Raw genomic sequence first — 23864 nt, forward strand, 5'->3', positions numbered from 1 at the left:
GCTGTCTTTCGAAATTAGATATTCCGGTATATTTGCAAAAAAGAGCTATTCAAATCTTTATTTTGAAAGACCGTATGATCATGAAGTCGATAGCAGTTAGTAAAGCGTCGCTTGGCGAGTTAAAAGTTATTCAAGACCTTGGCCGAACAACCTTCTTTGAAACCTTTGCAGCCAGTAATTCCGAAGCCGACATGCGCACCTATTTGGAGGCAAATTTCAGTGAAGAAAAGATCAGAACCGAACTAAATAATGCAGAATCGTTATTCTTCATTGCCTGGGACGGGGAAGAGGCGGTAGGTTATCTGAAAATTAATGTGGGCCATGCGCAAACCGAAGAACAAGGCGACGAAGCATTGGAAATTGAGCGTATCTATGTAAAAAGTAGCCATCACGGAAAAAAGGTCGGACAGCTTCTTTATGAAAAGGCGCTCGAAGTGGCAAAATCGTTAAACAAAGTATACATCTGGCTCGGGGTTTGGGAAGAAAATCCACGAGCTATCCGATTTTATGAAAAGAACGGATTCGTTGCATTCGATAAGCACATTTTCAAAATGGGCACCGATGAGCAAACGGATATTATGATGAAAAAGAATCTGAAATAAGCCGTTTCCATGTCAGTCATTGCTTAATAATTTTTATTAAAAAACCCACCCCGGGGAAGGGGATGGGTTCTACTAATTGAATTGGACAAGTTTGGCAACTTGTTTTCGAAGTCACCATAAAAATAACAAGCCTGCATTATAATGACATTAAAGACCACGAACGATGAGCGGTTATTTTCTTTGCTAATCGATTGCTCTCAGCACCCTTGTATCCGTTTGGCAGCATCTGATGCAACTAACAGCCCACCTGCCATCATAATAATATCCTTAAGAACCAATCTGCCCGCGCCTGAGAGATAAGGAAAGCCGTAATTGGGCGTTGGAAAATCGCCTCCCAAATTTGGCACATATACCTCCGGTGTGGTGATGAGGAAGGATAAGGTTACGATCGACATGGCGGCAGTTAACAATCCGCCCAGCAGGCCTATTCGTGCCGACCATATCCCTGCTAAGGTCAATAGTCCAATAACAATGATGACGGTGCCCAAGCCGAAAGCAAAAAGGTAGGTCCCATTTTGTTTATGCCAGGCCACATTTTTAGCTACTGTCTTCCCTTCCGGGTTTTTATACTGCTGGTATTCCGGTGCATTCTTTGTGTAAAAGAAGCTCATAAATGGACTGTTGGCAACAAAAGGAACAATTCCATCAGCCTCATATTGAAAGGCTTTTAATCCTCCTATCCAAGCCATTACAATAAAAATGGCAATACGCATAAGATGAACAAAACTCGCTTGTCCATTTGCTAAAACGTTCAATAGCTGTTTCATATTTATTTTCTATTGAACAAAGGTAGCGGGCCGCTTAGGTTTATAAAATGGACAGAAACGGCATTATGGTACACTATTTTGCCGCAATGGAAATCCCCACTTTCGAGCGAAATTCCGATGGAGAGATACCCACATTTTTTTTAAAGTAACGACTGAAATAATGTTCATCATCAAAATTTAGTTGTACAGCAATTTCTTTTATTGATTGATACGTCAGGTGTAAAAGCTTTTTCGATTCCAATATAATCCGATCTTGAATAAAGATAGAAGGCGCTTTACCTAATTGTTTCTTGATTTTTTTACTAAAGGCATCTATACTGAGGTTAAAATGTTGCGCATAAAAATTCACAGACTTTTCCCTCATAAAATTTGCTTCCAGTAATTGCTGGAAAATGCGCCCCTCACCTATATCCTCCTGCTGTGGAATTTCATGTAGATTAATCTGATGCTTCTTCACTTGACTCGATAAAGCCAAGATCAATTGCAGGTAGGCTTTGACCACCGCATCAGAAAATTCAAGGCCAACCTTTAGTTCCTTCTCCATTTTGCGAACAAGTTGCTCGATCTCAAGATATGTTTCCTTTCCCAAGTTAACATGAGGTTGTAGATAGATGTTATTAAAAAGCAGGCCATTGCAAGCCACTTCTTTTTTATGGTATTCAATACAATAGAAATCTCCGTGAAATAGCAATTGCCAACCGGTTGTCAACGGACCTTTTAACCAACTCAAATGTTGATACGGACTTAGGCAAAGTAAAGAGTACGGAGCGGTTTTATAGTTCGTAAAATCTACCGTCATCTCCATCGGATCGCGGAGCAGGAAAATTTGATAGAACTCATTATCTTGAGTTTGTACTTCGTTGCCAATGGTACGGATAGAAAGCATAAGGCAAAGTTAACTTGATTTTTTCTTTTCTAATTATACTTAATTAATATGGTTGCAAGTGCTATACTTTGCCTATACCCCTATTCAATATCAGCGCCTGTGTTGTCATTACCATACGCGAATACAAGCTTTACATGCTTGTCAACTAGTGAATTTTAACCGTCAAATATAAGTGTGCGGCTCATACAAATATCATGTGTCCTCTACTCGCAACTTAACATGTGCATCTTAAATTTTGACAGTAAGTCAACTAGATTCTTAACGCGAAGCTTCTTATAAATCTTGGATTTGTACGTACCGATAGTAGACGTATGCAGCACCAATGTATCAGCGATTTCGCTTACTCTCATACCTTTGATTAACATCTGGCAGACCTCCATTTCGCGGTCAGTCAATTTGTTTAGCGGACTCAAAGATTGATGTTTTAGATTAAACCGTTTGTTTAACAAATGCTCCTTTAATCTATTGCTGACGTATTTTTCGCCACGGAGTATTACGCTCAAAGCCTCTTTAATCCGTTCTTCGTTTTCGTTCTTCTGTAAGAAACCATCGGCCCCACCATCTAGGTATCGTTCACCATATACCAATTCATCATAAGTAGAGAATAGTAAAATTCTTGTACTTCTTTGATTTTCCTTCAATGATCTTATCAGGTAAAAACTATTAGCGTCCAAGATATCGCTATCCAGGAGTATGATATCAATTTGTTGTTGCGACAAAATTCTTTTACATTCTGTTAGGTTCTCGGCCAAAGAAACTATTGTCCCTGGCAGCCAATTTTCGATAATAAACTTCAAGCCCAGGCGCTCGGCAACGCGATCATCGGCAACAGTTATTTGTAATGGCATGATCTAAATACTTAATGATATATAATTGGATTTATAAATGAGCGAACCGAAAATTTTATAAATATTCGGTTCAATCGAAAGACCGAAAATTGTATCAGGTTTTTTTGAAAAAGAAGTAAAAATGTACTCATAGAGATCCTATTAGTAAGCAACATATCGTAACGTGTCGTCTTTAATTTACCCTCATTATCGGTAGGTTGAACAAATATATATATATGACCGAACCAGACGTTATTCAAACCGTTCATTACTCCGCTTCATGTTCATTCCGTTCACGCATATAAAAAGTATACCTTAAAGCTCTTGGTGAAACCACTCTTTTTCTTTATTTTGATGCAATAGATTGTTCATTACAAATGGTTAGACGGCGGGTTGCCGCAACCGATAAGGTTCGGCAGACTCAAGGTCCAATGCTGGTGCCTCAAACTTGATGTTCTGATTGCGCTAGAACAATAGTCCTTAAAAAAAGTGTCCAAAGCATTATCGGACACTTTTATAGCAAATGCGGAAAAATTAGCGTTACTTTAGGGCGTTCCGTTTCATAAACACCGCCACAGGTGCATTTTCGCTATTATCAAGTAACACCTCTTTATGTATATGAAAGCCCACCAAAGGTCCATAAAGTTTTGCCGATCTTCGAGTGCTAGCAAGAAGAAACGGTGTTTCATAGCCAAGTTTATCATAATGGTTCAAGGTCCATTTAAGAATGTGGCTACCATAACCGCGGCCTTGAGATTGCGGTAATACTCCCATATAATCGGGCAGCATACATCCTTTTAGCTTTGCAGAATCGATCTCAACATCGCCTGCTCTATAGAGTTCATAATAGCGTTTTACTCCTTCTGGATCAAGAATCTCATACCAGCGCTTCTTCCACTCACCCGGTTCTTGAAGACTGTAACCGTGCCATGTCCAAACCAGAACAACCTGCTGGTCCGGGCTGCTAAACACTGCGCCTCCGGACTCAAGTGCATCTTTCACTACGGCCTCAAAAAAATCTCTCAATACCGCTTCGTTCGTCTTTTCACCAATCCAGAACTTCAATACAGGATCGTTCAAAAAGGCTTTCGCTAGTACGTTCCATTGCCAAGGTTCGGGACTTTTAATTTGGATGGGGTCAGGAAGCTTCTGTTTAGTTTCTAAGTTTTCTAAAGTGTTATTCATATCAATTTAAAATTATGTAATGGTTCTAATGTTGGGCATCCAATTAGTTAATAGGACAACATATATTCTCCCGACTCTTCTGCATCCTTTTTTGACGGCACAATAGAAATTTCGTCTACGAAATGATCGATTGTTTCTTTTGAAACGCCTGGCATACAAATCAAGTGGGATTGCCCAGCTTCTGTTGCTAATTGCCATTTTGCACGGATTGATAAGGCGGGTTCAGGAAATACGAGGGTAATCGCATTTCTGTTGCGCCAGGCCGGTATACCTGCCGCCTGTAGTCTTGATTGCGTATAAGAAGCCAAAGAAACACTTTCAACGGCGCGCTGGACGAGTCCTTCCCTTCCGTATTTTTTAATGGCATACCACAAAAACAAAGGGCCATGGCCATTTCGGGAGCCAGTTATTGTACTGTCCAACGAACCTATATAAGGTACCGGCTGGCCAATTCGATCTTTGTAATTTTTTCGTACAATCACCACTCCACAAGGCATTGGCGAACCAATAAACTTATGACCGCTACAAGCTATACTGTCTGCGCCATGGGCGAAATCAAATGTTGGATCTTCTTCCAATAAAGGCAAATAATTGCCAGCAAGCGCCGCATCACAATGAATGTAATAAGAATTTATAGCAGTATCCTTTAAAAGTTGCCGGATTGTGGCAACGTTATCCTTGGCTTCGGTCATTGTCGTCCCGACGTTGGCAACCACTATAACCGGTCGTTGTCGATTCGATTTGATAGATGCTTCCAAATCCTCATAATCCATCTCACCGTTGGCTTGGGTGCGAATTATAATCGATTGCATACCCAGTAGATGAATGCTTTTGGGTACACTGTAATGACTCGAGGTCGAATAATAGACGATCGCTCGTGAGTACAGTTCTCGGGCAACATAAAGGCCGTACAAATTACCTTCACTACCACCGTTGGTGGCATAACCCCACCAGTTATCCTTAGGTGCCCTAAATAATTCAGCAAAAAAAGCTAACACTTCCCGTTCCAATGCACGAGAGCTAACTTTATAAGTTGATTCGATGAAAGGGTCTCCTATATTATTAAGGGAATAACCCAGCAAGGGATAAAGCTCGCTATAATTGAAATCCGTGGCGAAAGGATAACCAATAGAATTTGCTGCCCGCTGGACAATTACGTCCATTTGACGGTTTAATTGTTCTTTGTCTTCAGTTGTCATTTTATATGAAAATGGTGGTTTAACACTCGAGTAATTCCATCTTTATGTTGATCTTCATTCAGCAACCATTAGCTCACTAAAAGAGTCCTCAACCACACGAATATAATTTCAGATCTAAACTAGCATGAAATGTTTACACAAATCCATCCCCACCTTACACGAAAACATTGAAAAAAAGTAAATTGTAGTTATTTTTCTATCCTATATAGAAATTTTACGATGGCTAACTTTAAGTTATATGTTATTCTTTTTTCACTTATTAACGTTAACATTGGGAAGTCGGGCTATTAGAATGCCGTATCGGCAGCACTACGGCTTTACGAAAAACCAATAGGAATAGCATGAGGAAGGCAAACAATTAAATCAAACAGGATTTAACATTGACTTTATATCATATCCATACATTTGTGCCGAGTGACCATTAACGAAAGGCGTGTTCTTAAGCACCCTAATCAACAGATCTAATGCATAGTTTAGCGGATAACGCGCTGTTTCAATTAGTGCCTTTGGAATAACAAAAAAGGCACTTATTCACTCCGGTTTAGCAATATAATCTTGCTAAACCGGTGCAAACAAACGCTGCAAATCATCATCAGCCTATTATTCAAAGAAAACCTTTCAACTACTTAACCACTCAACTACTCCACTTAACTAGTTGTTTGAATATCTTAAGAAAATGTTTGATAATCATTAGCCCAAATCCGGTAATAAGATTAACTTTGATAGTAGGATGACAAAATTTAGCCAATGATTTCATTTACAGTCAACAACAAAACGTATCAGCTTGATCTGGACCCCAACATGCCATTGCTTTGGGCCTTACGGGATGTCGTCGGGCTCACCGGCACCAAATATGGCTGCGGTGTCGCACAATGTGGCGCCTGCGTCGTACATCTTGATGGAGAGGCGGTCCGATCCTGCATAACTAAATTAAGCAGGGTTGCGGGTAAACATGTTACTACCATCGAGGGTCTGTCGGAAAAAAACGACCATCCTTTGCAGCAAGCCTGGGCCGCAGTGGACGTACCACAATGCGGTTACTGTCACTCCGGCCAGATTATGTCGGCCGCTGTATTACTGCGAGAAAAACCCAATCCAAGCGATGAAGATATCGACAATGCCATGGCGGGCAATATATGCCGGTGTGGCACATATCTGCGCATACGTAAAGCTATACATCTCGCCGCCGAACTACAGCAGAAAACATCAGAACGATAATTAAGGAAGACCTATGGCAAAAAAGCTCAAATTGATTATTTACGCCGTAATGATTGCTGCACTCGGGTTCTCTCTTTATACCGGTACAGAGAACACTTACGCACGCGATACCGGTAGACCGATTAGCAAAAGGAAGTTGGCCGATGACAGTGTTCGATCAGTCAGAGCGTTTAACAAAGTATATGCCGTGCTGATGAGCCCCCGATGTGTAAACTGCCATCCCGCCGGCGATGTGCCCCTACAAGGCGACGACAGCCATTTGCATACCATGTTGCCAGAAAGAGGGGCAGATGGCAAAGGTCTCTTCGCGATGAAGTGTGCAAACTGCCACCAACCTGAAAATACACCTGGACCGCACACGCCTCCCGGAAATCCCAACTGGCACCTTCCTCCGGCAGACATGAAAATGGTTTTTCAGGGTAAAACAGCCCATGAACTTGCAAAGCAGTTGTTAGATCCTCAACAAAACGGCCATAAAAACAAGCAACAACTGATTGAACATGCTGACGACGACTTGGTACTTGCCGGATGGAATATGGGAGAAGGGCGCACCAAACCACCGTTGAGCCATGCGGAATTCAAAAAGGCCTGGATTGAGTGGTTGGAAACAGGAGCTTATGCGCCACCCGCAAATTAATAATACAAGGTAAGAAAGCATCGCACATATGAAGGATTCACTTAAGCGAAATAGCCGATATTCACAAGAAGAGGCCACGCGTCTTTCACGGAAAAATTTTTTAAAAGCCGCCGGCCTGGGTTCAGCAGCATTGGCGCTGGGGTTTTATTTTCCCGCCGGCGCCCACATCGTAAATATACTTGCAGGAGAAACAGCAGCGGATAACGAAGTCCCTTTAGTATCATTAAATGCATGGATACATATCGATACAAACGGTCAAGTAACCTTGTTTGACCACCGCGCCGAAATGGGCCAGGGTTCCTATCATTCGGTTCCTCAAATTATCGCCGAAGAGTTGGAAGTAGATCTAAAAGATATTCAGGTATCCTTTGCTCCGGGCAATCGGAACGAATATGGAGGACAGATTACCGGTGGCAGTTCAACTATTCGCGGAAGCTATAAAAAACTGCTCAAGCTAAGCGCTACTGCCCGCATGATGCTCGTACAGGCGGCCGCCAATCAATGGAAGGTAGATGTATCGACCTGTTACGCAGCATCCGGTCACGTTATCCATAAGCCTTCCGGAAAGAAGCTCCACTATGGGCAATTGGTTGTTGCTGCATCAAAACTTCAGCCGCCTAAGGAAGTTCCGTTAAAGCCCGTTTCCGAATACAAGCTGATACGGAAAGCGAGCCGTCGGATCGATACACCATTAAAGACCAATGGCAGTGCCGTTTTCGGACTTGATAAGCGTATTCCCGATATGTTGTTCGCTACGGTGGAGCGCAATCCCCGCATGCGCGGCACTGTCCGATCTTTCGACGATTCGGACACGATGAAAGTAAAAGGGGTAACGAAGGTCTTCAAAGTAAGGATGAAAGTTTTTAACACCTGGCGCGAAGGGGTCGCTGTCGTAGCCGATTCAACTTGGGCGGCAATGCAAGGCAAAAAGGCCTTAAAAGTTGAATGGGATGATAGCAATTTTGAACATATAAGCACCCCTGAAATCTATAGGCGACAAAAAGAACTACTTTCCGGTCAAGAAGGCTTGATCTTTCAAACGCAAGGCAATCCATCGGAAGTCATTACCGCCGCCAGCACCGACGCCAAGTTAGACGTGTTATACGAAACACCTTACCAATCGCACTACGCGATGGAGCCGGTGAACTGTATCGCTCATTGGAAAGGCGATACGGTAGAAATCTGGGGGCCGATACAAGCCCCCGAAATGGTTCAGGACGCGATTGCCCAAGAGTTCAGTATTCCATGGCAAAACGTGAAGGTCAATATGACTTTTCTAGGCGGAGGCTTCGGACGTAAAGCCTTTATGGACTACCCTTTTGAGGCTGCCGCGATATCAAAAGAACTCGGAAAACCCGTACAGGTTGTCTGGACCCGCGAAGATGATGCAACCCAGGGCCCCTATCGCCCCGGCATATCCTATCGATGTGAAGGGGTTGTAAAGGCAGGTAAAATTGAGGCGATGAAAGTCCGTCTCTGTGGACAAAATATTGGCCATTTCAGCAGTAACGACCGGTCAAAGCCTAACGGAAGCGCCAGTGAGGGTTTCCTTAAGCCCTATACACAGTCGATCCCGCACCTTAGCATCGCTGATGTCACCTTTGAGCTTCCCATACCGGTTTTATGGTGGCGTTCGGTATACGCATCCACCAATGGATTTGCTTACGAAAGCTTTATTGACGAGTTAGCAGTTGCCGCCGGTACCGATCCGCTTGAGTTCCGTCGACAGCATTTGCCGGATGAACGCGTTCATAAACTAATCGATAAACTGGAAGCGGTTTCCGGATGGAAATCGCGGGGTACTAACAAAGGGTATGGCGTGGCGATTACAGAATGTTTTAATTCAACGGTAGGTCAGGTAGTAAAAGTTTCTCGCATTCCGGAGGGAGGAATTAAAATAGATAAAGTATGGGCCGTAATCGATTGTGGCTGGTATGTAAACCCCGATATTATCCACGCTCAGGTTGAAGGCAGCGTTGCCATGGGGCTAGGTGCTGCAGCTTTGCATGAAGTCACTTTTACCGACGGACTGGTTGACCAGAAAAATTTCTACGACTATAATATGCCCCGCATTGCGGATATGCCGCCGGTTGAGGTACACATCATCGACAATGCCGAGGATGCGGGCGGCGTGGGAGAACCGGGACTACCACCTTTCGCTCCCGCGCTGGCTAATGCCGTGTACGACTTGAGTGGGAAGAGAATTAGGCGGCTGCCTTTCAGCCTTGCATCCGTGTAATATACATTATTCAGTTGTCAATGAATATAAGAAAGCCGATCGGATTTCACTGATCGGCTTTCTTATAAATTGCTACTTTAAGCCATGAACTTCGTGATGCTATCTGTTAAAAAGTCTAAAAAGGACAGGCATGTCTTGTCGTGTTCATTAAAATAGCTTAAATTGCACAATAAATGATCCGCACGTTATCAAATAGGATAAAAACATATTACCCATACGGTCTCGTATTTGTAACCATGCTTTTAACGCTACTGACGTCCTGTCCAATTAAAAGTGGCATCAAAAGTCTTGCAGGTATTCCGATAAACGTTGAACAAGGCCATGCTAAAAGCGGTGTCGTAGGGAACATTCTTGGACAATGTATGAGTGGGTCAACAACAGATTCGGTCATCACCAAATCGATGTCTCACCATACCAACAAATTACTTCCCAGCGTCATTTTTATCGCGGCGTTTTTACTTCTACTCGGTTTCCGGATTTATAAAGGTCAATCTAATCTGTTTTATAGGAAACTAAAAGTTCCTAATATTGTTCCTCTCTTTCTTCAATACCGAAAACTCGTCATTTAATACCACTTCCCTTTCTCTTTTTTCTATTAGCTGCAAGGCATCAATAGACAACAACTTTATTCATTTTAGATCATCAGCACTTTACAAGAAGTAATAATTATTTAAATAAGCGGTCATGAAGACACAATTTATAAATCCGGCAATCCGCACAGGCGCGTTGGTTATGGTAACGATTTTTATAATGGCCTGTGGGAACAACGCAACACATGAAGAAAAAAATCCTACGAAAGGACATAGCGAAACACAAGCTTCAAGCATGAGCCAAACGGCAGATCTGATATTTCAGGATCAAAAGGGTAAAACCGTATCATTAAGTTCACTAAAAGGCAAAGTGGTATTCATTAATTTTTGGGCAACCTGGTGCCCTCCCTGTATACAGGAAATGCCCTCCATTAATAAATTAAAGCAGTCTTTTAATGGTAATGACCATATTGTATTCCTGATGGTAGACGTCGATGCGAATATCAAAAAATCGACCGGCTTTATGGAAAAAAATCAGTACGACTTACCGGTGTATGTTCCCGCCAGTGAAATACCACCAAGTTTTTTGGGAGATGCCATTCCAACAACGGTAATACTAGACAAAAAGGGGAATCTAATTGCCCGCATGGAAGGTGGTCGGGATTATGCAGATCCTCAAATGGTAACAGCCTTGAATGCGTTGATTAAAAGTGATGAATAAGCATTAACAAAAGTAAATAGAGACGAACTATGTTTAATAATAAGGAGATTTCAACGGAAAAATCGTCAGCAAATAAGTTTTGGCAATTTGTCCGAAAAAATGCGTTTTCTATCCTAATGGGAATTATTGCGTTGACCATGCTGATCAGTCCCGGAGCAAAATCGATGGTGCTTCGGCAGCTTATGCTTACCGGATTGTTTAATGCCTCGATAGACCAAAAGAGTTTCGATGCCACAGATCAATCGATTGTTGATTTTGACTTTGAAGACGACAAAGGGCGTATTCAAAACACCTCCTCACTACGAGGCAAAGTGGTATTTATTAATTTTTGGGCTTCCTGGTGCCCGCCATGCAGGGCAGAATTTCCATCGATAGAAAAGCTCTATGCAAATTTCAAAGAGCATCCCGCTATTTTCTTTTTGACGATTAATGAAGATAAAGATTTAGCTACAGCATACACTTATTTAAAGAGAGAAAAGTACTCCATACCCATCTATAGGGCAAAAGGCAATGTTCCGGCCTCTATTTACGCCGGAACGTTGCCTACAACTGTCGTACTGGATAAGAATGGGAAAATAAGATTTCATCATACCGGTTTTGCCAACTATGCATCCGATAAATTCAATAAGCAGCTGGAAGAATTGATTCAGGAATAAGCGTTGAACGAGGGAAGTATGCGGTCTTGATAATATATTACTATGATGCCGACACCAAGTTGGGGTGCGGCATATTTTTATTTTTAAATAACTACTAAATCTATATAGTTTGTGTATTATATATTTTATTCTATTTTTGCTACGACTTTTTACAGTCTGGCAGCAGGGAAAAAGACCTGTATTGTTTACTTGAACTTAACCATATCGAAAAAATGATTTTACTTGTTAGAACAAGGCCCAAAAGCCTTATTCCTTTATTCTTGCTGTTCATAGGAAGCTATGTCACACTTCGCGCACAGCAAACCAAACCCCTTATCAACTCAACCCTCAGCGGTAAAGTACAGGACGCCCATACGGGCGAAGCCGTCGCAGGGGCTACCCTTACCCTGGAAGGCACCACGCACCGGGCAACATCCGATGGAAACGGACGATTTAACTTCGTAACCGGCCAAAAATTTCCCTACACGTTAATTGCCAGCTATGTAGGTTATAAGACCGTCAAGCTCGTAGTGAATAGCAGTGACATCGTTGTTCAATTAGAGCCTGATTTAAATGAACTCGAAGACGTTGTGGTGGTCGGCTACGGCACCCAAAAGAAAAGCACGCTTACCGGCGCGGTGGCTACCGTAGATTCGAAATTCCTTTCCAACAGACCGATCACTAATTCTACACAGGCCCTTCAGGGAGCTAACGGCGTTTATGTTAATCAGAATAAGGGACGTCCCGGAGCGGAAGGAAACACCATTCGTATACGAGGCGTCGGTACATTGAATAATAACAATCCCTTGGTGCTGGTGGATGGAATTGAATACCCACTAAGTGAAGTGAACCCGAACGATATCGAAAGCATATCGGTATTGAAAGATGCCGCCTCCGCCGCCATCTACGGTAACCGAGCGGCAAATGGCGTGATCCTCGTAAAAACAAAAACCGGACAAAAAGGCCAGTTCCAAGTAGACTATAACATTTACGTCGGTTCCCAGCGGGCAACCTTTAAACCGGATGTTGTTTCCAACGCCATTCAGTACATGGAAGGTAAAAATCGTGCACTGACCAACGAAGGAAAACCGGCAGAGTATGGGACGGAACTGTTAGATGAATACCGCAACGGAACTGATCCCTTTATATATCCCAATACGAACTGGTTCGACATTATGTACAGAAATGCCCCCATCCAAGAACATAATCTCCGATTATCCGGTGGTGGCGAAAAAACCACCTTCTCGCTATCTTTCGGTTATTTGAATCAAGATGGTGTGCTTATCGCAACTGATGCCAAGAAGTATACTTTGAACAGCAATGTACAATCTGATCTCAATTCCTGGTTAAAAATAGGCGCTAATCTGGCCGGTACTTTCTGGAACGATCGCGAGAGCGCTTATACCGCTGACGAAGGCAATGGAGAAGGAGGCATCATGGGGCTCCTATACAGAGGTTTGCCTATGCAAGTTCCCTACGCGCAGGATGGAAACTATGCCGATCAGTGGGTACGCGTCCCGGGCCATAATTTTTTCCGGAACCCGTTAGCCCTCTCTTATGAAGGTTTTCGCAGAAATCATCGATACCGTACACTAGCCAACGTTTTTGCAGAAGTTAAACTTCCGCTTAATTTAACTTATAAAATTACCGCCGCTGCCAATATCTTTTTCGGCAGAGAGAAATATGCCTATCCGCAGATTTCATTGACCAACCCCAAAACGGGAGTTGTCACCCCCATGGGTAACATTCCGGCGCGCGGCGTGAAACAGATTGCAACGGAAGGCGTAAACCTGACCAACTTCCATACGTTGAATTTTACCCGTCAGTTTGGTGATCACTCCGTCAATGCTTTAGCGGGATTCAGCATGGAGCGTTTTGACGACAGCGATTTTGACGCTTATAACCAAGGTTACCTGGGCAATGAATTGAACGAGCTGGATGCCGGAAGTACTGCACCTGCGGTGGGCGGCACTTCATCGCAATCGCGCCTACAGTCGTATTTCGGGCGGATAAACTATAGTTTTCGCGACAAATATATATTCGAAGCGAATGTGCGCTATGACGGATCGTCCCGCTTTGCCAACGGTAAACGCTGGGGCCTATTTCCATCTTTCTCCGGCGCTTGGAGACTGAACAGAGAAAACTTTTTAGCAGAAGCAAGCTGGATCGATAACCTGAAGCTCCGCGCATCTTGGGGCCAACTCGGCAATCAGAACATACCACTCTACAGTTATGTCAACGCCATTAGCTTAGGAAACAATTACAGCTTTAACAACAATGTGGTACCCGGAACCGCCATTATCCAACTTGCCGATCCCTCTATCTCCTGGGAGAAAACCACCATGACCAATATTGGTGTCGATTTTGATATTTTACAAGGAAAATTGGCCTTCCAACTTGATTTGTTCGATAAAACGACCAGTGAAATCCTAAGACAGGTAAATGTTCCTGCACAGGTAGGCAATTTAACGGGTCCTTTCCGTAATATCGGAAAAGTGTCCAACAAAGGTATCGAAGTCTCTTTAGCGTATCAGGACGCTATCGGCGATTTTCGCTATCGGGTGGGTGGAAACCTAGCCTACTTAAAAAATGAAGTATTGGATGTAAAAGGTAACATCTATTACGATGGTGTTACCATCATAAGAAAAGGCGATCCGATAAGTGCCTTTTACGGATTACAGTCGGCCGGTATTTTTCAGAACGAGGCCGAAATTGAACAACATGCCTTTCAGGCCGCCAACACCCGACCCGGTGATATCCGCTATGTCGACCAAAACCAAGACGGTATCGTCGATAATAACGACCGCATAGTGATCGGCAATAGCATTCCTAAATATACCTACGGTTTCACCTTGAGCGGCTCCTACAAAAACGTAGATCTTGATTTATTCTTTCAGGGAGTAGCGGATGTAGACACCTATGCCAACGGCAATCTAGCCTTCCCTTATCGGAACGGGGCAGGCGTAACAAACGAATGGTTGACCGACTCGTGGACGCCCGAAAATCCCGGGGCGCGGCTACCTATCCTTACCACCTCTTCCGGCTACCCGCAAAATTTTCTAACCTCTGATTTCTGGATCAAAGATGCCAGCTACTTGCGACTTAAGAATATTCAACTTGCTTACAGTTTACCCGGCGCTTGGCTGGAACGTCTACATATCCGAAGGTTCAAGGTTTTCGTAAACGCTCAGAACTATTTAACCTTTACGGACTTTAAATTAGGCGATCCAGAGCGGAACCTGACGCGAGCCAATATGATCGATTACCCTAACTATAAATCCATTACCGCAGGGGTAAATTTAACCCTCTAATGTTGTCCTCACCATGAATAGATTTTATATAAGAATGAAAACATTTAGCAAATATTTCATAATAGGAAGCCTACTTTTGTGCTTTGGTAGCTGCTCCTCTTTTCTTGATGTGGAGCCTACCGACCGATATACTGATGATAATTACTGGGAAACCGAAGAGCGCGTGGTTGCCAGCCTGAACGGTGTATACGCATCGTTGCTGCATAATGGTTTATATGGTGGTACAACACCTCTTTATTTTGAAAACCTGTCGCCTAACGCCTACCGCTATCAGGGCGATTACAATTTGGTAGCACAAGGGCAGCACAATGCCAATACGGCGCTATTTTATACCGTTTGGCAGGGAGCTTATCAAGGTATCGGGCGAGCCAATAACTTATTGGCTAATATCGGCAAGGTTGAAATGGATGAAAGCAGGCGTAAACGTTATATTGCTGAGGCGAAATTCCTACGGGCCGTATTTTACTTTCCTTTATGGAATCTTTTCGGAGGGGCGCCGCTTATTTTGGATGCAACCAATGATGCCACCCAATCGAATTTACCCAGAAACACAGCCGAGGAAATTTATACACAGCTATTGCGTGATCTGAATGAAGCCATTCCCGATCTACCCGCAAGCTATGGTGCCAACGAAAAAGGAAGGGCTACCAGTGGTGCCGCCCTTGCATTCAAAGCACGCATATTGCTTTACGCGAGGCAGTGGGAAGAGGCAGCCAAGACCGCCAAAGAAGTAATTGACGCCAACAACTATCAACTATTTCCGGACTATCGCGGATTGTTTTACCTGGAAAATGAAGGAAATGAAGAAGTCATATTTGATGTACAGTTTAAGTTTCCTGAATTTACGCACGGATTTGATATCAACTTGGATCAGTATAATAACATCGGGCCCTTACCTAATCTGGTTAATGACTATTACGATCGCGAAGGAAAAAACATCGGTCAGTCAAACCTATATGATCCGGCCAAGCCTTACGAAAACAGAGACCCGCGCTTACAGGCAACGGTAATTGTTAAGGGCAGTTTATTCAAGGGAGCGGTGGTGACCGAGGGACAATATCCGCGAACAGGATATGGGCAGAAAAAATACACGGTATTTAAAGACGACATACCAGCTGCGACAATTCCGGATGGGCAATCCGAATTAAACTATATCCTGCTACGTTATGCAGATGTCTTGCTGATGTACGCGGAGGCACAAAATGAAGCTTACGGACCAGATCAATCCGTTTACAATGCCTTACAGCAAATAAGGTCCCGTATAGGGATGCCCGGATTATCCACCAGTTTATCGCAGGACGAATTACGACGAGAAATACGTCATGAACGACGCATTGAATTGGCAGGAGAAGGGCTCTATTATTACGATATAAGACGCTGGGGCATTGCACAAGAAGTTCTTAATGGCGATATTTACAACGACAAGGGGCAACGCATCGATACCAGACGGTTTGATCCGCAGCGGGATAATCTTTGGCCTATTCCGGCCATCGCCATACAGGAAAATCCGATATTGGCACAAAACCCCGGTTATGGAAATTAAGCAATGGCCGCTAACAACCATGGATACATCACAACAACAATTATAATCGAATGAAGAAGTTTTTGCTATTACCCTTACTAATGACACTATGCCTGCTATTTAATGCGAAAGCGCAGGAAAAAAAACCAAATATTATTTTTATTCTAGCGGATGATCTTGGTTATGGAGATGTGGGCTTCAATGGCCAACGGCTGATCAACACACCGAATCTGGACCGACTGGCAAAAGAGGGAATTCGCTTCAATCAGTTTTATGCCGGCACCGCTGTATGTGCGCCTTCCAGATCATCGCTGATGAGCGGGCAACATACCGGTCACACCTTTATCCGTGGCAACCTCGGGGTAGAGCCTGAGGGACAATACCCTATTCCTGATTCGGTAGAGACGATCGCGGAGACGCTGAAAAAGGCGGGTTACCAAACCGGTGCCTTCGGTAAATGGGGCCTCGGCCCGGTCGGTTCCGAAGGCGACCCGAACAAGCAGGGCTTCGACCGCTTTTACGGTTACAACTGCCAGTCGTTAGCGCACCGTTACTATCCCACCCATCTGTGGGACAATAGCGAGAAAGTAGTCTTAACCGAAAATGGCGATCTGGAATACCATAAGCAATATGCACCCGATCTGATACAAAAGCAGGCACTTGGCTTTATCGAGGAGCATAAGGACCGGCCCTTTTTCCTTTTTCTTCCCTATATCCTCCCCCATGCCGAGCTCTTGGTACCGGACGATAGCATTTTTCAGTATTACAAAGGTAGATTTGAGGAAAAGCCTTTCAAAGGCTTCGACTATGGCAAGGGTGCGAAATCCGGTGGCTACGCTTCTCAACAGTATCCGCATGCTACCTTTGCAGCAATGGTGGCCCGGTTGGACTTATATGTCGGCCAGATAGAGGAAAAATTACGCAGTTTAGGATTGGATGAAAATACATTGATCGTTTTCACCAGTGATAATGGCCCGCACAAAGAAGGCGGAGCAGATCCTACCTTCTTTCAAAGTTCCGGAGGGCTTCGTGGAATAAAACGCGACTTGTATGAAGGCGGAATACGTGTGCCCTTTGTCGCCAAGTGGCCAAAGGCAATCCGCGCGGGGCAACAGAGCGAGTTCATTGGCGCATTCTGGGACATTTTCCCTACGTTCGCCGAACTAGGCGGCGCAGCAACTGCCGCATCTACCGATGGTATCTCATTCGTAAATACGCTAAAGGGACAAGGAACACAAAAGCAGCATGAATATCTATACTGGGAATTTCATGAACAAGGCAGTAAACAGGCCGTACGTTACGGCAAATGGAAAGGTGTCCGCTTAAATGTAAAGGCAGATGGTGGCGCACCGATTGAGCTGTACGATCTATCAGTCGACAGAGCCGAGAAGAATAACATCGCTTTCCAACATCCTGAAATTGTTAAAAAAATTGCCGGATTCATGCAAGAAGCACACACAGATAATCCCATTTTCCCGTGGGAATAAAAGAATAGATATATCTCCACTCCCTTTGTTTCGACCCTAAAATTTGGTTAAAACTGAAGGAGGTGGAGGTTCTTAACTTATCACTGAATCCTGTCCCGTTATCCCTTGGTCACGGACCATCAGGATGTTCCCTTGCCTTGATAAGCGTTTGCAAACGCGCAATGGCAGGCTTTCGCCATTCAACGGGCATATCCCCTTCAATATAGTCGAAGTTTTCGTCAATGTAAAGCACCTTTCCATCACAGGTGATTCTATAATAGTTGAAAGACTGGTTCTCCGTCAAATCAAAATCAAAACGTCTTTCTTCAAGTGGTGTAATCGCTACCGGTATTTCTTCGTATTCCATTTCCTACATTTTTTACAACATCCGTAAAAACCCGATCCTTAAAAGAACAACTTCATGGATCTGGTAAATTATGTAATTAACAAAACCTCAGAAAGATAGTTGCGACTGTTTTTATTTTGTAAATAAGTGAGAAAACAGCGCGCGCAATAAAGTTGAAACCAAGAAATACGATAAAATCTGTATTTTTGTATATGCCAGCTATCCAAAGTCTAGAAGCATTTTATGCCCGCAAATTCGACAAAAACCCTTCGCTATCCGCGAATGGTGTGGAAGCTTTTAACGTTTTCCGCTTAACGGACAGTAGAAATAGCAGTACAGCGGCCTCGCCCTATGCTCGGTACGACTTTTACAAGATTATGCTTATTAACGGGCAACACCGCTGTCATTATGCCGATAAAAGCATCGCCTTTGCCGGCAGCACACTCCTTTTTTTCAACCCGGCTGTCCCCTATCGCTTTGAGCGTTTAGGTAAACAGTCCACCGGATTCTTTTGCGTTTTTAAAGAATCATTTTACACGGAAAGTTTTCGAAAGGGAATCCACGATTTGCCAATGTTCACACCTGGCGGAAAACCCGTATATGCTTTAAACGAAACGCGGGAATTAGAAGTAGCTACCCTATTTGAGAAAATGCTGAACGAGATGCATTCGGATTATCGCTTTAAGTACGACCTGCTGCGTAATTATGTATCCGAACTGCTTCATTGCGCTATGAAAATGGAACCGCATGAACAGCTATACCACCATCCGGACACCAATGCGAGAATCACTTCCATATTTATGGCTTTACTGGAACGCCAGTTTCCGATCGATTTACCCGGTCAGCCCATTCAAATGCGATCGCCAAGTGATTTCGCTGACAAGCTAGGCGTACACGTAAACCATCTCAACCGTGCGGTTCGACTAACAACCGGAAAAACAACCACCGCTCACATCGCCGAGCGCATGGCAGCCGAAGCCACGGCATTATTGAAACATACCAACTGGAATATCTCCGAGATCAGTTATAGCCTCGGTTTCGCCCATCCGTCCTATTTTACCTCTTTCTTTAAGAAACAAACTAAAGTTACACCTACTTCCATCCGACTTGTTTGAATTTCAATAGCATCCGTTTGATTCACCCAAACAGCTACGCTTGTGTCCGTTATACCTTTGCCATATGAATACAAACAATATGGAAAATAAGAAAGTATGGTTTATTACAGGGGCCTCTAAAGGCCTCGGACTCGCTTTAGCGAAACAATTATTACAGATTGGCCACCAAGTGGTTGCAACTTCCCGAAACAGCACAAGCTTGATTAATGCGATAAATTTTAAAGGCGAAGCCTTTCTTCCACTTCAGGTAGATCTGAGCAGTGATCAAGATGTAGCCGCAGCCATCCGGCAGGCTCATCAAACCTTCGGCCAAATAGACGTAGTTGTGAATAATGCCGGCTATGGTATTGGCGGTAGTATCGAAGAATTAACGGACAAGGAAACGCGTGACAGTTTTGATATTAATGTATTCGGAACGATTAATGTCATTCGTCATGCACTGCCCATCCTACGCGCACAAGCTTCAGGGCATATCATCAATATTTCCTCTATTGCAGGTATTGCACCGGCTATTGGCTGGTCGGTTTATGGCGCAGCAAAACATGCCATAATCGGTTTAAGTGAAGTATTGGCCGATGAAGTTAAAGAGCTAGGCATCAAGGTAACGGTTATTGCACCGGGAGCCTTCCGTACCAATTTCCTGCAAACCGATTCGCTTGTGTTGTCAGAAAGAAAAATCGATGCTTACGCTAACATCAGAGCTTCACATGAACGCTATACCCAGATGAACGGTCATCAGGCCGGCGATCCTGAAAAGGCGGCAAAGGCGATGATCGAGCTCGCTGAAATGCCCGAACCGCCTGTATACTTACTGCTGGGCAGCGATGCTTATGCACGTGCCTTTAGTAAGCTAGAGCTCCTAGCCTCCAGCTATAAACAATGGGAAGCTCTGACCAAATCGACTGATTATTAAGTTTACAACAAGCTGGCGATAAGCTATAAGCGTTAGGCACCTCATAGCTTATCGCTCATAGCTCCTGCCTGTCGGCAGGCAAGCATCATTTCTCTTGGCTATTAACAATCAGCGGCGTAGTACTACTGCAACTGCCACTATTCATCACTCCGAATTCATAATTCTTCGCTTAAAACCTCGTCACATCGACTTATTATCCACCGTCCACTTCAATCACCGTTAGCTCCGCGAAACATTTCGGAAAGCCGCTGGTTAATAAAGTAGCCGACGGCTTTTTTTGTTATGAACCGCGACGAAGCATTCGCGCTTCGAATACAAATCAATAATCGCGATTATGTGTGCTTTTATCAATATTATACTTATGACCCACCTTTTACAGCTGAACAGTAACACCGCCTCCTTTGCCGACTTCAAGAAAAATAAAGAAATACCAAAAATCATCGAAGCAAATGTACTGAAAGCCCTTTCCTATTATCCGGAACTTCAGGACACCCATATTCGCTTCGAATTTAAACAACACATCAAAAAATCGGTTATGCAAGCCCAACCGGCGGCCTTATCATTGCTCCGGAGAAAAGAAAACAGAATCTACAAAATAAATATCAGCGCTCTGTTTCGGCTCACCCATACCGCTATCCCGATCCATCAACTCCCCGATAGTATTATAATTGGATGGATTGGCCATGAACTTGGGCATATTATGGATTATGAATCAAGAAGTACCTGGAGCATAATTGGTTTTGGGATTTCCTACCTGCTTTCAAAAAAGTTCATTCAGCGCGCGGAACTTATCGCTGATACCTTTGCGGTAAACCATGGTTTGGGCGCCTATATCATAGAAACAAAACGCTTTATTCTCGAACATGCGGATATACCACAAGCTTATAAAGATCGGATTGCCCGATTATATACCTCGCCCGATGAAATTGTAGAACAAGTTAAAGCATTAGAGGAAGAGCGGGAGCTACCCTAAAGCATTCAAAAACTTCTCTAAGGCCAAAAACTCGTTATCTTTCATCACCCTTGGTATCTTCACCTGTCCACCGAGCTTCTTGGTTTGTGCACTCCACTCATAAAAATGGTTAATAGGAACCAGTTTTACCTCTACCGATTTTAGCGCCTTGTTTCTTGCCACATCATAGTTCTTGTTCAAAGCACGTAATTGATTGTCCAGGTAATCGGCTACTTTCGTGGCATCAGCCGATAGGTTAGTTGTTCCCAGAATCCATCGATTTTTGTAATCGCCATCGTTCACCAAAGCCGCAACCGTGAATTCTTCAATCGTGGTATTAAATTCCCTTTCCACCAAACGCATCGCTTCATTCATTTGGTAAACGGATAATTGCTCACCCACCACATTTAAATAATGCTTGGTACGCCCACTTATCTTAATCTCCATTATCTCTTTGTTGGTCACCATCACGGTGTCGCCAATCATATAGCGCCAGGCGCCCGCTACGGTCGAAATAAGGAGCACATAATTCACGTTCTCTTCTACCTCCGCAGTACTTAGCACCTGCGCCTGCGGTTTAATCGTCCCGTCTTTTTCCATATTTGCCTCAGTGAAGGGCACAAACTCAAAGAATACGCCATTATCCGTAATCAAAGCCATGTCGGCGTCCGGACGTTTTTGCGTAGCCAGGTAGCCTTCGGAGGCCAAATAAGTATCAATATAGACAAGTGGTTTCGCAACTAGTTTCTCGAAGCTCTTCCGATAGGGTTCAAAGGCCACGCCACCGGAAGTATATACTGCCAAATTCGGCCATACATCATGAATGGTATTCAATTTATTAAAAGAAATGATTTCCTTTAACATCAGTTCGGTCCATGACGGAATACCCGTAATGCTACCAATATCCCACTCGGGCGCCCGCTCTGCTATCTGTCTTATTTTCTGTTCCCAGTTATCCAGCGAAGCAATTTCGCTTCCGGGCTTATAGAACTTTCTAAACCAAAAAGGAATATTTGCCGCACTGATCCCGCTGATTTCCCCCTCCAGGTGATCATCCTTTTGAATCAGGTTAGTACTGCTACCGAGCATCAATATTTGCTTTTCAAAAAATGTGGGTGGGAGGTCAAAGTTCTTTAAGCTTGTTATTTGTTGGATGCCCGCTCTACGGATCGCTTCCAGCATATCCTCGGTTACAGGTATGTATTTACTGTTGCTTGTGGTGCCGCTGCTTATAGCAAAGTACGACTGTCCACCCGGCCAGGTAACATTTTGATGTCCCGCCAGTAGGTAATGCCACCATTCAGCATACAACTTATCATAATCAAAAATCGGTACCGCCTGTTGAAAAGCTTGAATCAAAGATTTGTGCGTTAAGATCTTTTGAAAATCATATTGTTTTCCGAAAGCGGTAAGCTGGGCTTTTTCCAAAAGTTTTCCCAATACCCGATTTTGTTCTTTCACCGGGTCGGCTTCCGTACCAATCGCATCCGAAAGATGAATTGCCTGCTTAATGATTTTACCTATGATGGCCATAGAAATTTGATCAATCAGTTACGCCACTACTGTGGCAACATTATTTTTGTTAGTTCCCGATTAAAACTCATCAGTGATGGCTATACCGGTACCTGCGCCTGCTCGTACAACAAACCTTCCGCTTTTAGTTCTTGCCAAAAAGCGGTAGGAACCGGTGTTTCCAAAGCCTTCGCATTTGATATTACCTGTTCAGGTTTGCTGGCGCCCGGGATGATGGATACAAACTCGTCTGCTGCCAGTACAAAATGGAGGGCGGCCGTGATGATGTCAATCCCATGGCGCCTGGCAATCGCATCAATGCGATCCCTTTTTTCTCGGAAGCCTTTTGGAATAACTTCTTTATAATTATAACGATCGCGTCCAGCTATAAATCCGGAATTATAGCCCGCACCCGATACCAGTTGTACCCCGGCCTTTCTTACGGCAGGCAAAAGGCGGTCAACGGCGTCTTCATGTGCCAGAATAGAATATTGCGTGGCTGATAAGCAGATATCCGGATCGGCCCGCTCGATGCAATCAAGAATGGGCTCTATCTGATTAACGCCCATACCCCAAGCATTAATAATGCCCTGATCCCGATAATCGCTTAACACCTTGAAGGCGCCCTCTGTCGCCTGTTTCAGGAAATAAGGATATCGATCGCCCACCTGATCTTCTGATAAATCATGCACGAAAACGATGTCAATCCGATCTAATCCTGTGCGTTTCAAACTATCGTCCAGCGATCGCTTCACTGCGTCCGCAGTATAGTTATGTTCAAAATCATAGGGCAAAGGATCTTGCCACATGGTAGGTGGAACTTGCTTTTCAGGGACCTCGCGGAAAAGCCGACCTACTTTAGTAGAAAAAACGAAATCTTCCCGTACTTTATCCCCTAAGAACGTTCCGAAAGCCCGCTCACTTTTAGTGAGCCCATACCAAGGCGACGTATCGTAGTAACGTATACCTACGTCCCAAGCCTTTGCTAAAACTTCCTGCGCTTGGTCATGGCTTATTTTTTCAAACGCTGTACCGATAGCGACACCACCTAGCCCTAGTTTTTCTTTCAGGTGAAAAGCACCTTCCTTAATCCATGTTTTCATAATGTTTATTCCGTTTTACATTCCCCCTTTTATTTACCATTTAAAAACCTAATTGTTTTTCTCGAGTCTCACTTAATTGCTTGCCGGAAAGTCCTACCCACCACTTAACCACCGTCCTATTAACAAAACCGAACAACAAGTGTTCATATTCGTACAGCGTTTCAGCATAAAATGGCCT

Annotated in this window: 21 protein-coding genes; 13 read left to right on the forward strand and 8 right to left on the reverse strand. The window is 43.8% G+C overall.

Annotated features, from left to right (window positions below; genetic code table 11):
• The first annotated feature begins 80 nt into the window (after positions 1 to 80).
• Positions 81 to 602: an N-acetyltransferase gene (locus FKG96_RS21595; protein WP_013667966.1), complete on the forward strand. Its 522-nt coding sequence runs from the start codon at positions 81 to 83 to the stop codon at positions 600 to 602.
• 197 nt (positions 603 to 799) lie between these two features.
• Here FKG96_RS21595 and FKG96_RS21600 read toward each other — a convergent pair whose 3' ends face one another.
• From FKG96_RS21600 to FKG96_RS21620, 5 genes are all read right to left on the reverse strand, one after another.
• Positions 800 to 1369 carry a DUF417 family protein gene (locus FKG96_RS21600; protein ID WP_149106036.1) on the reverse strand — a complete coding sequence of 190 codons (570 nt, stop codon included), beginning with the start codon at positions 1367 to 1369 and terminating at the stop codon, positions 800 to 802.
• Between the two features lie 73 nt (positions 1370 to 1442).
• A complete protein-coding gene (locus FKG96_RS21605; protein WP_149106037.1) occupies positions 1443 to 2255 on the reverse strand; it encodes an AraC family transcriptional regulator in 813 nt (270 codons plus the stop codon).
• Positions 2256 to 2458: 203 nt separating this feature from the next.
• A complete protein-coding gene (locus FKG96_RS21610; protein ID WP_149106038.1) occupies positions 2459 to 3103 on the reverse strand; it encodes a response regulator transcription factor in 645 nt (214 codons plus the stop codon).
• A 519-nt stretch (positions 3104 to 3622) separates the two neighbouring features.
• Positions 3623 to 4267 carry a GNAT family N-acetyltransferase gene (locus FKG96_RS21615; RefSeq protein WP_149106039.1) on the reverse strand — a complete coding sequence of 215 codons (645 nt, stop codon included), beginning with the start codon at positions 4265 to 4267 and terminating at the stop codon, positions 3623 to 3625.
• A 47-nt stretch (positions 4268 to 4314) separates the two neighbouring features.
• A complete protein-coding gene (locus FKG96_RS21620; protein ID WP_149106040.1) occupies positions 4315 to 5466 on the reverse strand; it encodes a histidine decarboxylase in 1152 nt (383 codons plus the stop codon).
• A 747-nt stretch (positions 5467 to 6213) separates the two neighbouring features.
• Here FKG96_RS21620 and FKG96_RS21625 point away from each other — a divergent pair.
• The 9 genes from FKG96_RS21625 (at position 6214) to FKG96_RS21665 (ending at position 17766) form a co-directional block, all read left to right on the forward strand.
• The gene (locus tag FKG96_RS21625; RefSeq protein ID WP_130856735.1) at positions 6214 to 6684 is read left to right on the forward strand and encodes a (2Fe-2S)-binding protein; all 471 of its coding nucleotides are present in this window, start codon (positions 6214 to 6216) and stop codon (positions 6682 to 6684) included.
• Between the two features lie 13 nt (positions 6685 to 6697).
• A complete protein-coding gene (locus tag FKG96_RS21630) occupies positions 6698 to 7321 on the forward strand; it encodes a c-type cytochrome (RefSeq protein WP_130856734.1) in 624 nt (207 codons plus the stop codon).
• Between the two features lie 28 nt (positions 7322 to 7349).
• The gene (locus FKG96_RS21635) at positions 7350 to 9560 is read left to right on the forward strand and encodes a molybdopterin cofactor-binding domain-containing protein (RefSeq protein WP_149106041.1); all 2211 of its coding nucleotides are present in this window, start codon (positions 7350 to 7352) and stop codon (positions 9558 to 9560) included.
• Between the two features lie 173 nt (positions 9561 to 9733).
• Positions 9734 to 10129 carry a hypothetical protein gene (locus FKG96_RS21640; protein WP_149106042.1) on the forward strand — a complete coding sequence of 132 codons (396 nt, stop codon included), beginning with the start codon at positions 9734 to 9736 and terminating at the stop codon, positions 10127 to 10129.
• A 115-nt stretch (positions 10130 to 10244) separates the two neighbouring features.
• Complete coding sequence (locus FKG96_RS21645) at positions 10245 to 10811, forward strand: TlpA disulfide reductase family protein (protein WP_149106043.1); 567 nt, start codon at positions 10245 to 10247, stop codon at positions 10809 to 10811.
• Between the two features lie 29 nt (positions 10812 to 10840).
• On the forward strand, positions 10841 to 11467 hold the full coding sequence (locus FKG96_RS21650; RefSeq protein WP_130856730.1) for a TlpA disulfide reductase family protein: 627 nt from the start codon (positions 10841 to 10843) through the stop codon (positions 11465 to 11467).
• Positions 11468 to 11679: 212 nt separating this feature from the next.
• The gene (locus tag FKG96_RS21655) at positions 11680 to 14757 is read left to right on the forward strand and encodes a TonB-dependent receptor (protein WP_149106044.1); all 3078 of its coding nucleotides are present in this window, start codon (positions 11680 to 11682) and stop codon (positions 14755 to 14757) included.
• A 34-nt stretch (positions 14758 to 14791) separates the two neighbouring features.
• The gene (locus FKG96_RS21660) at positions 14792 to 16300 is read left to right on the forward strand and encodes a RagB/SusD family nutrient uptake outer membrane protein (RefSeq protein WP_246860313.1); all 1509 of its coding nucleotides are present in this window, start codon (positions 14792 to 14794) and stop codon (positions 16298 to 16300) included.
• Between the two features lie 50 nt (positions 16301 to 16350).
• On the forward strand, positions 16351 to 17766 hold the full coding sequence (locus FKG96_RS21665; RefSeq protein ID WP_149106046.1) for an arylsulfatase: 1416 nt from the start codon (positions 16351 to 16353) through the stop codon (positions 17764 to 17766).
• 109 nt (positions 17767 to 17875) lie between these two features.
• Here the strand turns inward: FKG96_RS21665 and FKG96_RS21670 are convergent, their stop codons facing one another.
• Positions 17876 to 18112 (reverse strand): hypothetical protein, encoded by a 237-nt coding sequence (locus tag FKG96_RS21670; RefSeq protein ID WP_130856726.1) that lies wholly within the window; start codon positions 18110 to 18112, stop codon positions 17876 to 17878.
• A 191-nt stretch (positions 18113 to 18303) separates the two neighbouring features.
• Here FKG96_RS21670 and FKG96_RS21675 point away from each other — a divergent pair, with 191 nt between their 5' ends.
• The 3 genes from FKG96_RS21675 (at position 18304) to FKG96_RS21685 (ending at position 21092) form a co-directional block, all read left to right on the forward strand.
• The gene (locus tag FKG96_RS21675) at positions 18304 to 19206 is read left to right on the forward strand and encodes an AraC family transcriptional regulator (protein ID WP_149106047.1); all 903 of its coding nucleotides are present in this window, start codon (positions 18304 to 18306) and stop codon (positions 19204 to 19206) included.
• A gap of 64 nt (positions 19207 to 19270) precedes the next feature.
• A complete protein-coding gene (locus FKG96_RS21680) occupies positions 19271 to 20119 on the forward strand; it encodes an oxidoreductase (protein WP_130856724.1) in 849 nt (282 codons plus the stop codon).
• Positions 20120 to 20480: 361 nt separating this feature from the next.
• Positions 20481 to 21092, forward strand: a complete 612-nt coding sequence (locus FKG96_RS21685; protein ID WP_165447006.1) for a hypothetical protein — start codon at positions 20481 to 20483, stop codon at positions 21090 to 21092.
• Here FKG96_RS21685 and FKG96_RS21690 read toward each other — a convergent pair.
• Entirely contained in the window at positions 21084 to 22604 is a 1521-nt protein-coding gene (locus FKG96_RS21690; RefSeq protein WP_149106048.1) for a GH3 auxin-responsive promoter family protein, read from the reverse strand. The genes FKG96_RS21685 and FKG96_RS21690 overlap by 9 nt on opposite strands.
• An 80-nt stretch (positions 22605 to 22684) precedes the next feature.
• Positions 22685 to 23686, reverse strand: a complete 1002-nt coding sequence (locus FKG96_RS21695) for an aldo/keto reductase (protein WP_149106049.1) — start codon at positions 23684 to 23686, stop codon at positions 22685 to 22687.
• Between the last annotated feature and the right edge of the window lie 178 nt (positions 23687 to 23864).

This window comes from Olivibacter sp. LS-1, assembly GCF_008245145.1.
Lineage (GTDB): Bacteria > Bacteroidota > Bacteroidia > Sphingobacteriales > Sphingobacteriaceae > Olivibacter > Olivibacter oleidegradans.

What these genes read in the sequence shown, in the direction of transcription:
- FKG96_RS21595 (WP_013667966.1), top strand. Translation starts at nt 81, where the DNA reads ATGAAGTCGATAGCAGTTAGTAAAGCGTCGCTTGGCGAGTTAAAAGTT.
- FKG96_RS21600 (WP_149106036.1), bottom strand. Translation starts at nt 1,369, where the DNA reads ATGAAACAGCTATTGAACGTTTTAGCAAATGGACAAGCGAGTTTTGTT.
- FKG96_RS21605 (WP_149106037.1), bottom strand. Translation starts at nt 2,255, where the DNA reads ATGCTTTCTATCCGTACCATTGGCAACGAAGTACAAACTCAAGATAAT.
- FKG96_RS21610 (WP_149106038.1), bottom strand. Translation starts at nt 3,103, where the DNA reads ATGCCATTACAAATAACTGTTGCCGATGATCGCGTTGCCGAGCGCCTG.
- FKG96_RS21615 (WP_149106039.1), bottom strand. Translation starts at nt 4,267, where the DNA reads ATGAATAACACTTTAGAAAACTTAGAAACTAAACAGAAGCTTCCTGAC.
- FKG96_RS21620 (WP_149106040.1), bottom strand. Translation starts at nt 5,466, where the DNA reads ATGACAACTGAAGACAAAGAACAATTAAACCGTCAAATGGACGTAATT.
- FKG96_RS21625 (WP_130856735.1), top strand. Translation starts at nt 6,214, where the DNA reads ATGATTTCATTTACAGTCAACAACAAAACGTATCAGCTTGATCTGGAC.
- FKG96_RS21630 (WP_130856734.1), top strand. Translation starts at nt 6,698, where the DNA reads ATGGCAAAAAAGCTCAAATTGATTATTTACGCCGTAATGATTGCTGCA.
- FKG96_RS21635 (WP_149106041.1), top strand. Translation starts at nt 7,350, where the DNA reads ATGAAGGATTCACTTAAGCGAAATAGCCGATATTCACAAGAAGAGGCC.
- FKG96_RS21640 (WP_149106042.1), top strand. Translation starts at nt 9,734, where the DNA reads ATGATCCGCACGTTATCAAATAGGATAAAAACATATTACCCATACGGT.
- FKG96_RS21645 (WP_149106043.1), top strand. Translation starts at nt 10,245, where the DNA reads ATGAAGACACAATTTATAAATCCGGCAATCCGCACAGGCGCGTTGGTT.
- FKG96_RS21650 (WP_130856730.1), top strand. Translation starts at nt 10,841, where the DNA reads ATGTTTAATAATAAGGAGATTTCAACGGAAAAATCGTCAGCAAATAAG.
- FKG96_RS21655 (WP_149106044.1), top strand. Translation starts at nt 11,680, where the DNA reads ATGATTTTACTTGTTAGAACAAGGCCCAAAAGCCTTATTCCTTTATTC.
- FKG96_RS21660 (WP_246860313.1), top strand. Translation starts at nt 14,792, where the DNA reads ATGAAAACATTTAGCAAATATTTCATAATAGGAAGCCTACTTTTGTGC.
- FKG96_RS21665 (WP_149106046.1), top strand. Translation starts at nt 16,351, where the DNA reads ATGAAGAAGTTTTTGCTATTACCCTTACTAATGACACTATGCCTGCTA.
- FKG96_RS21670 (WP_130856726.1), bottom strand. Translation starts at nt 18,112, where the DNA reads ATGGAATACGAAGAAATACCGGTAGCGATTACACCACTTGAAGAAAGA.
- FKG96_RS21675 (WP_149106047.1), top strand. Translation starts at nt 18,304, where the DNA reads ATGCCAGCTATCCAAAGTCTAGAAGCATTTTATGCCCGCAAATTCGAC.
- FKG96_RS21680 (WP_130856724.1), top strand. Translation starts at nt 19,271, where the DNA reads ATGAATACAAACAATATGGAAAATAAGAAAGTATGGTTTATTACAGGG.
- FKG96_RS21685 (WP_165447006.1), top strand. Translation starts at nt 20,481, where the DNA reads ATGACCCACCTTTTACAGCTGAACAGTAACACCGCCTCCTTTGCCGAC.
- FKG96_RS21690 (WP_149106048.1), bottom strand. Translation starts at nt 22,604, where the DNA reads ATGGCCATCATAGGTAAAATCATTAAGCAGGCAATTCATCTTTCGGAT.
- FKG96_RS21695 (WP_149106049.1), bottom strand. Translation starts at nt 23,686, where the DNA reads ATGAAAACATGGATTAAGGAAGGTGCTTTTCACCTGAAAGAAAAACTA.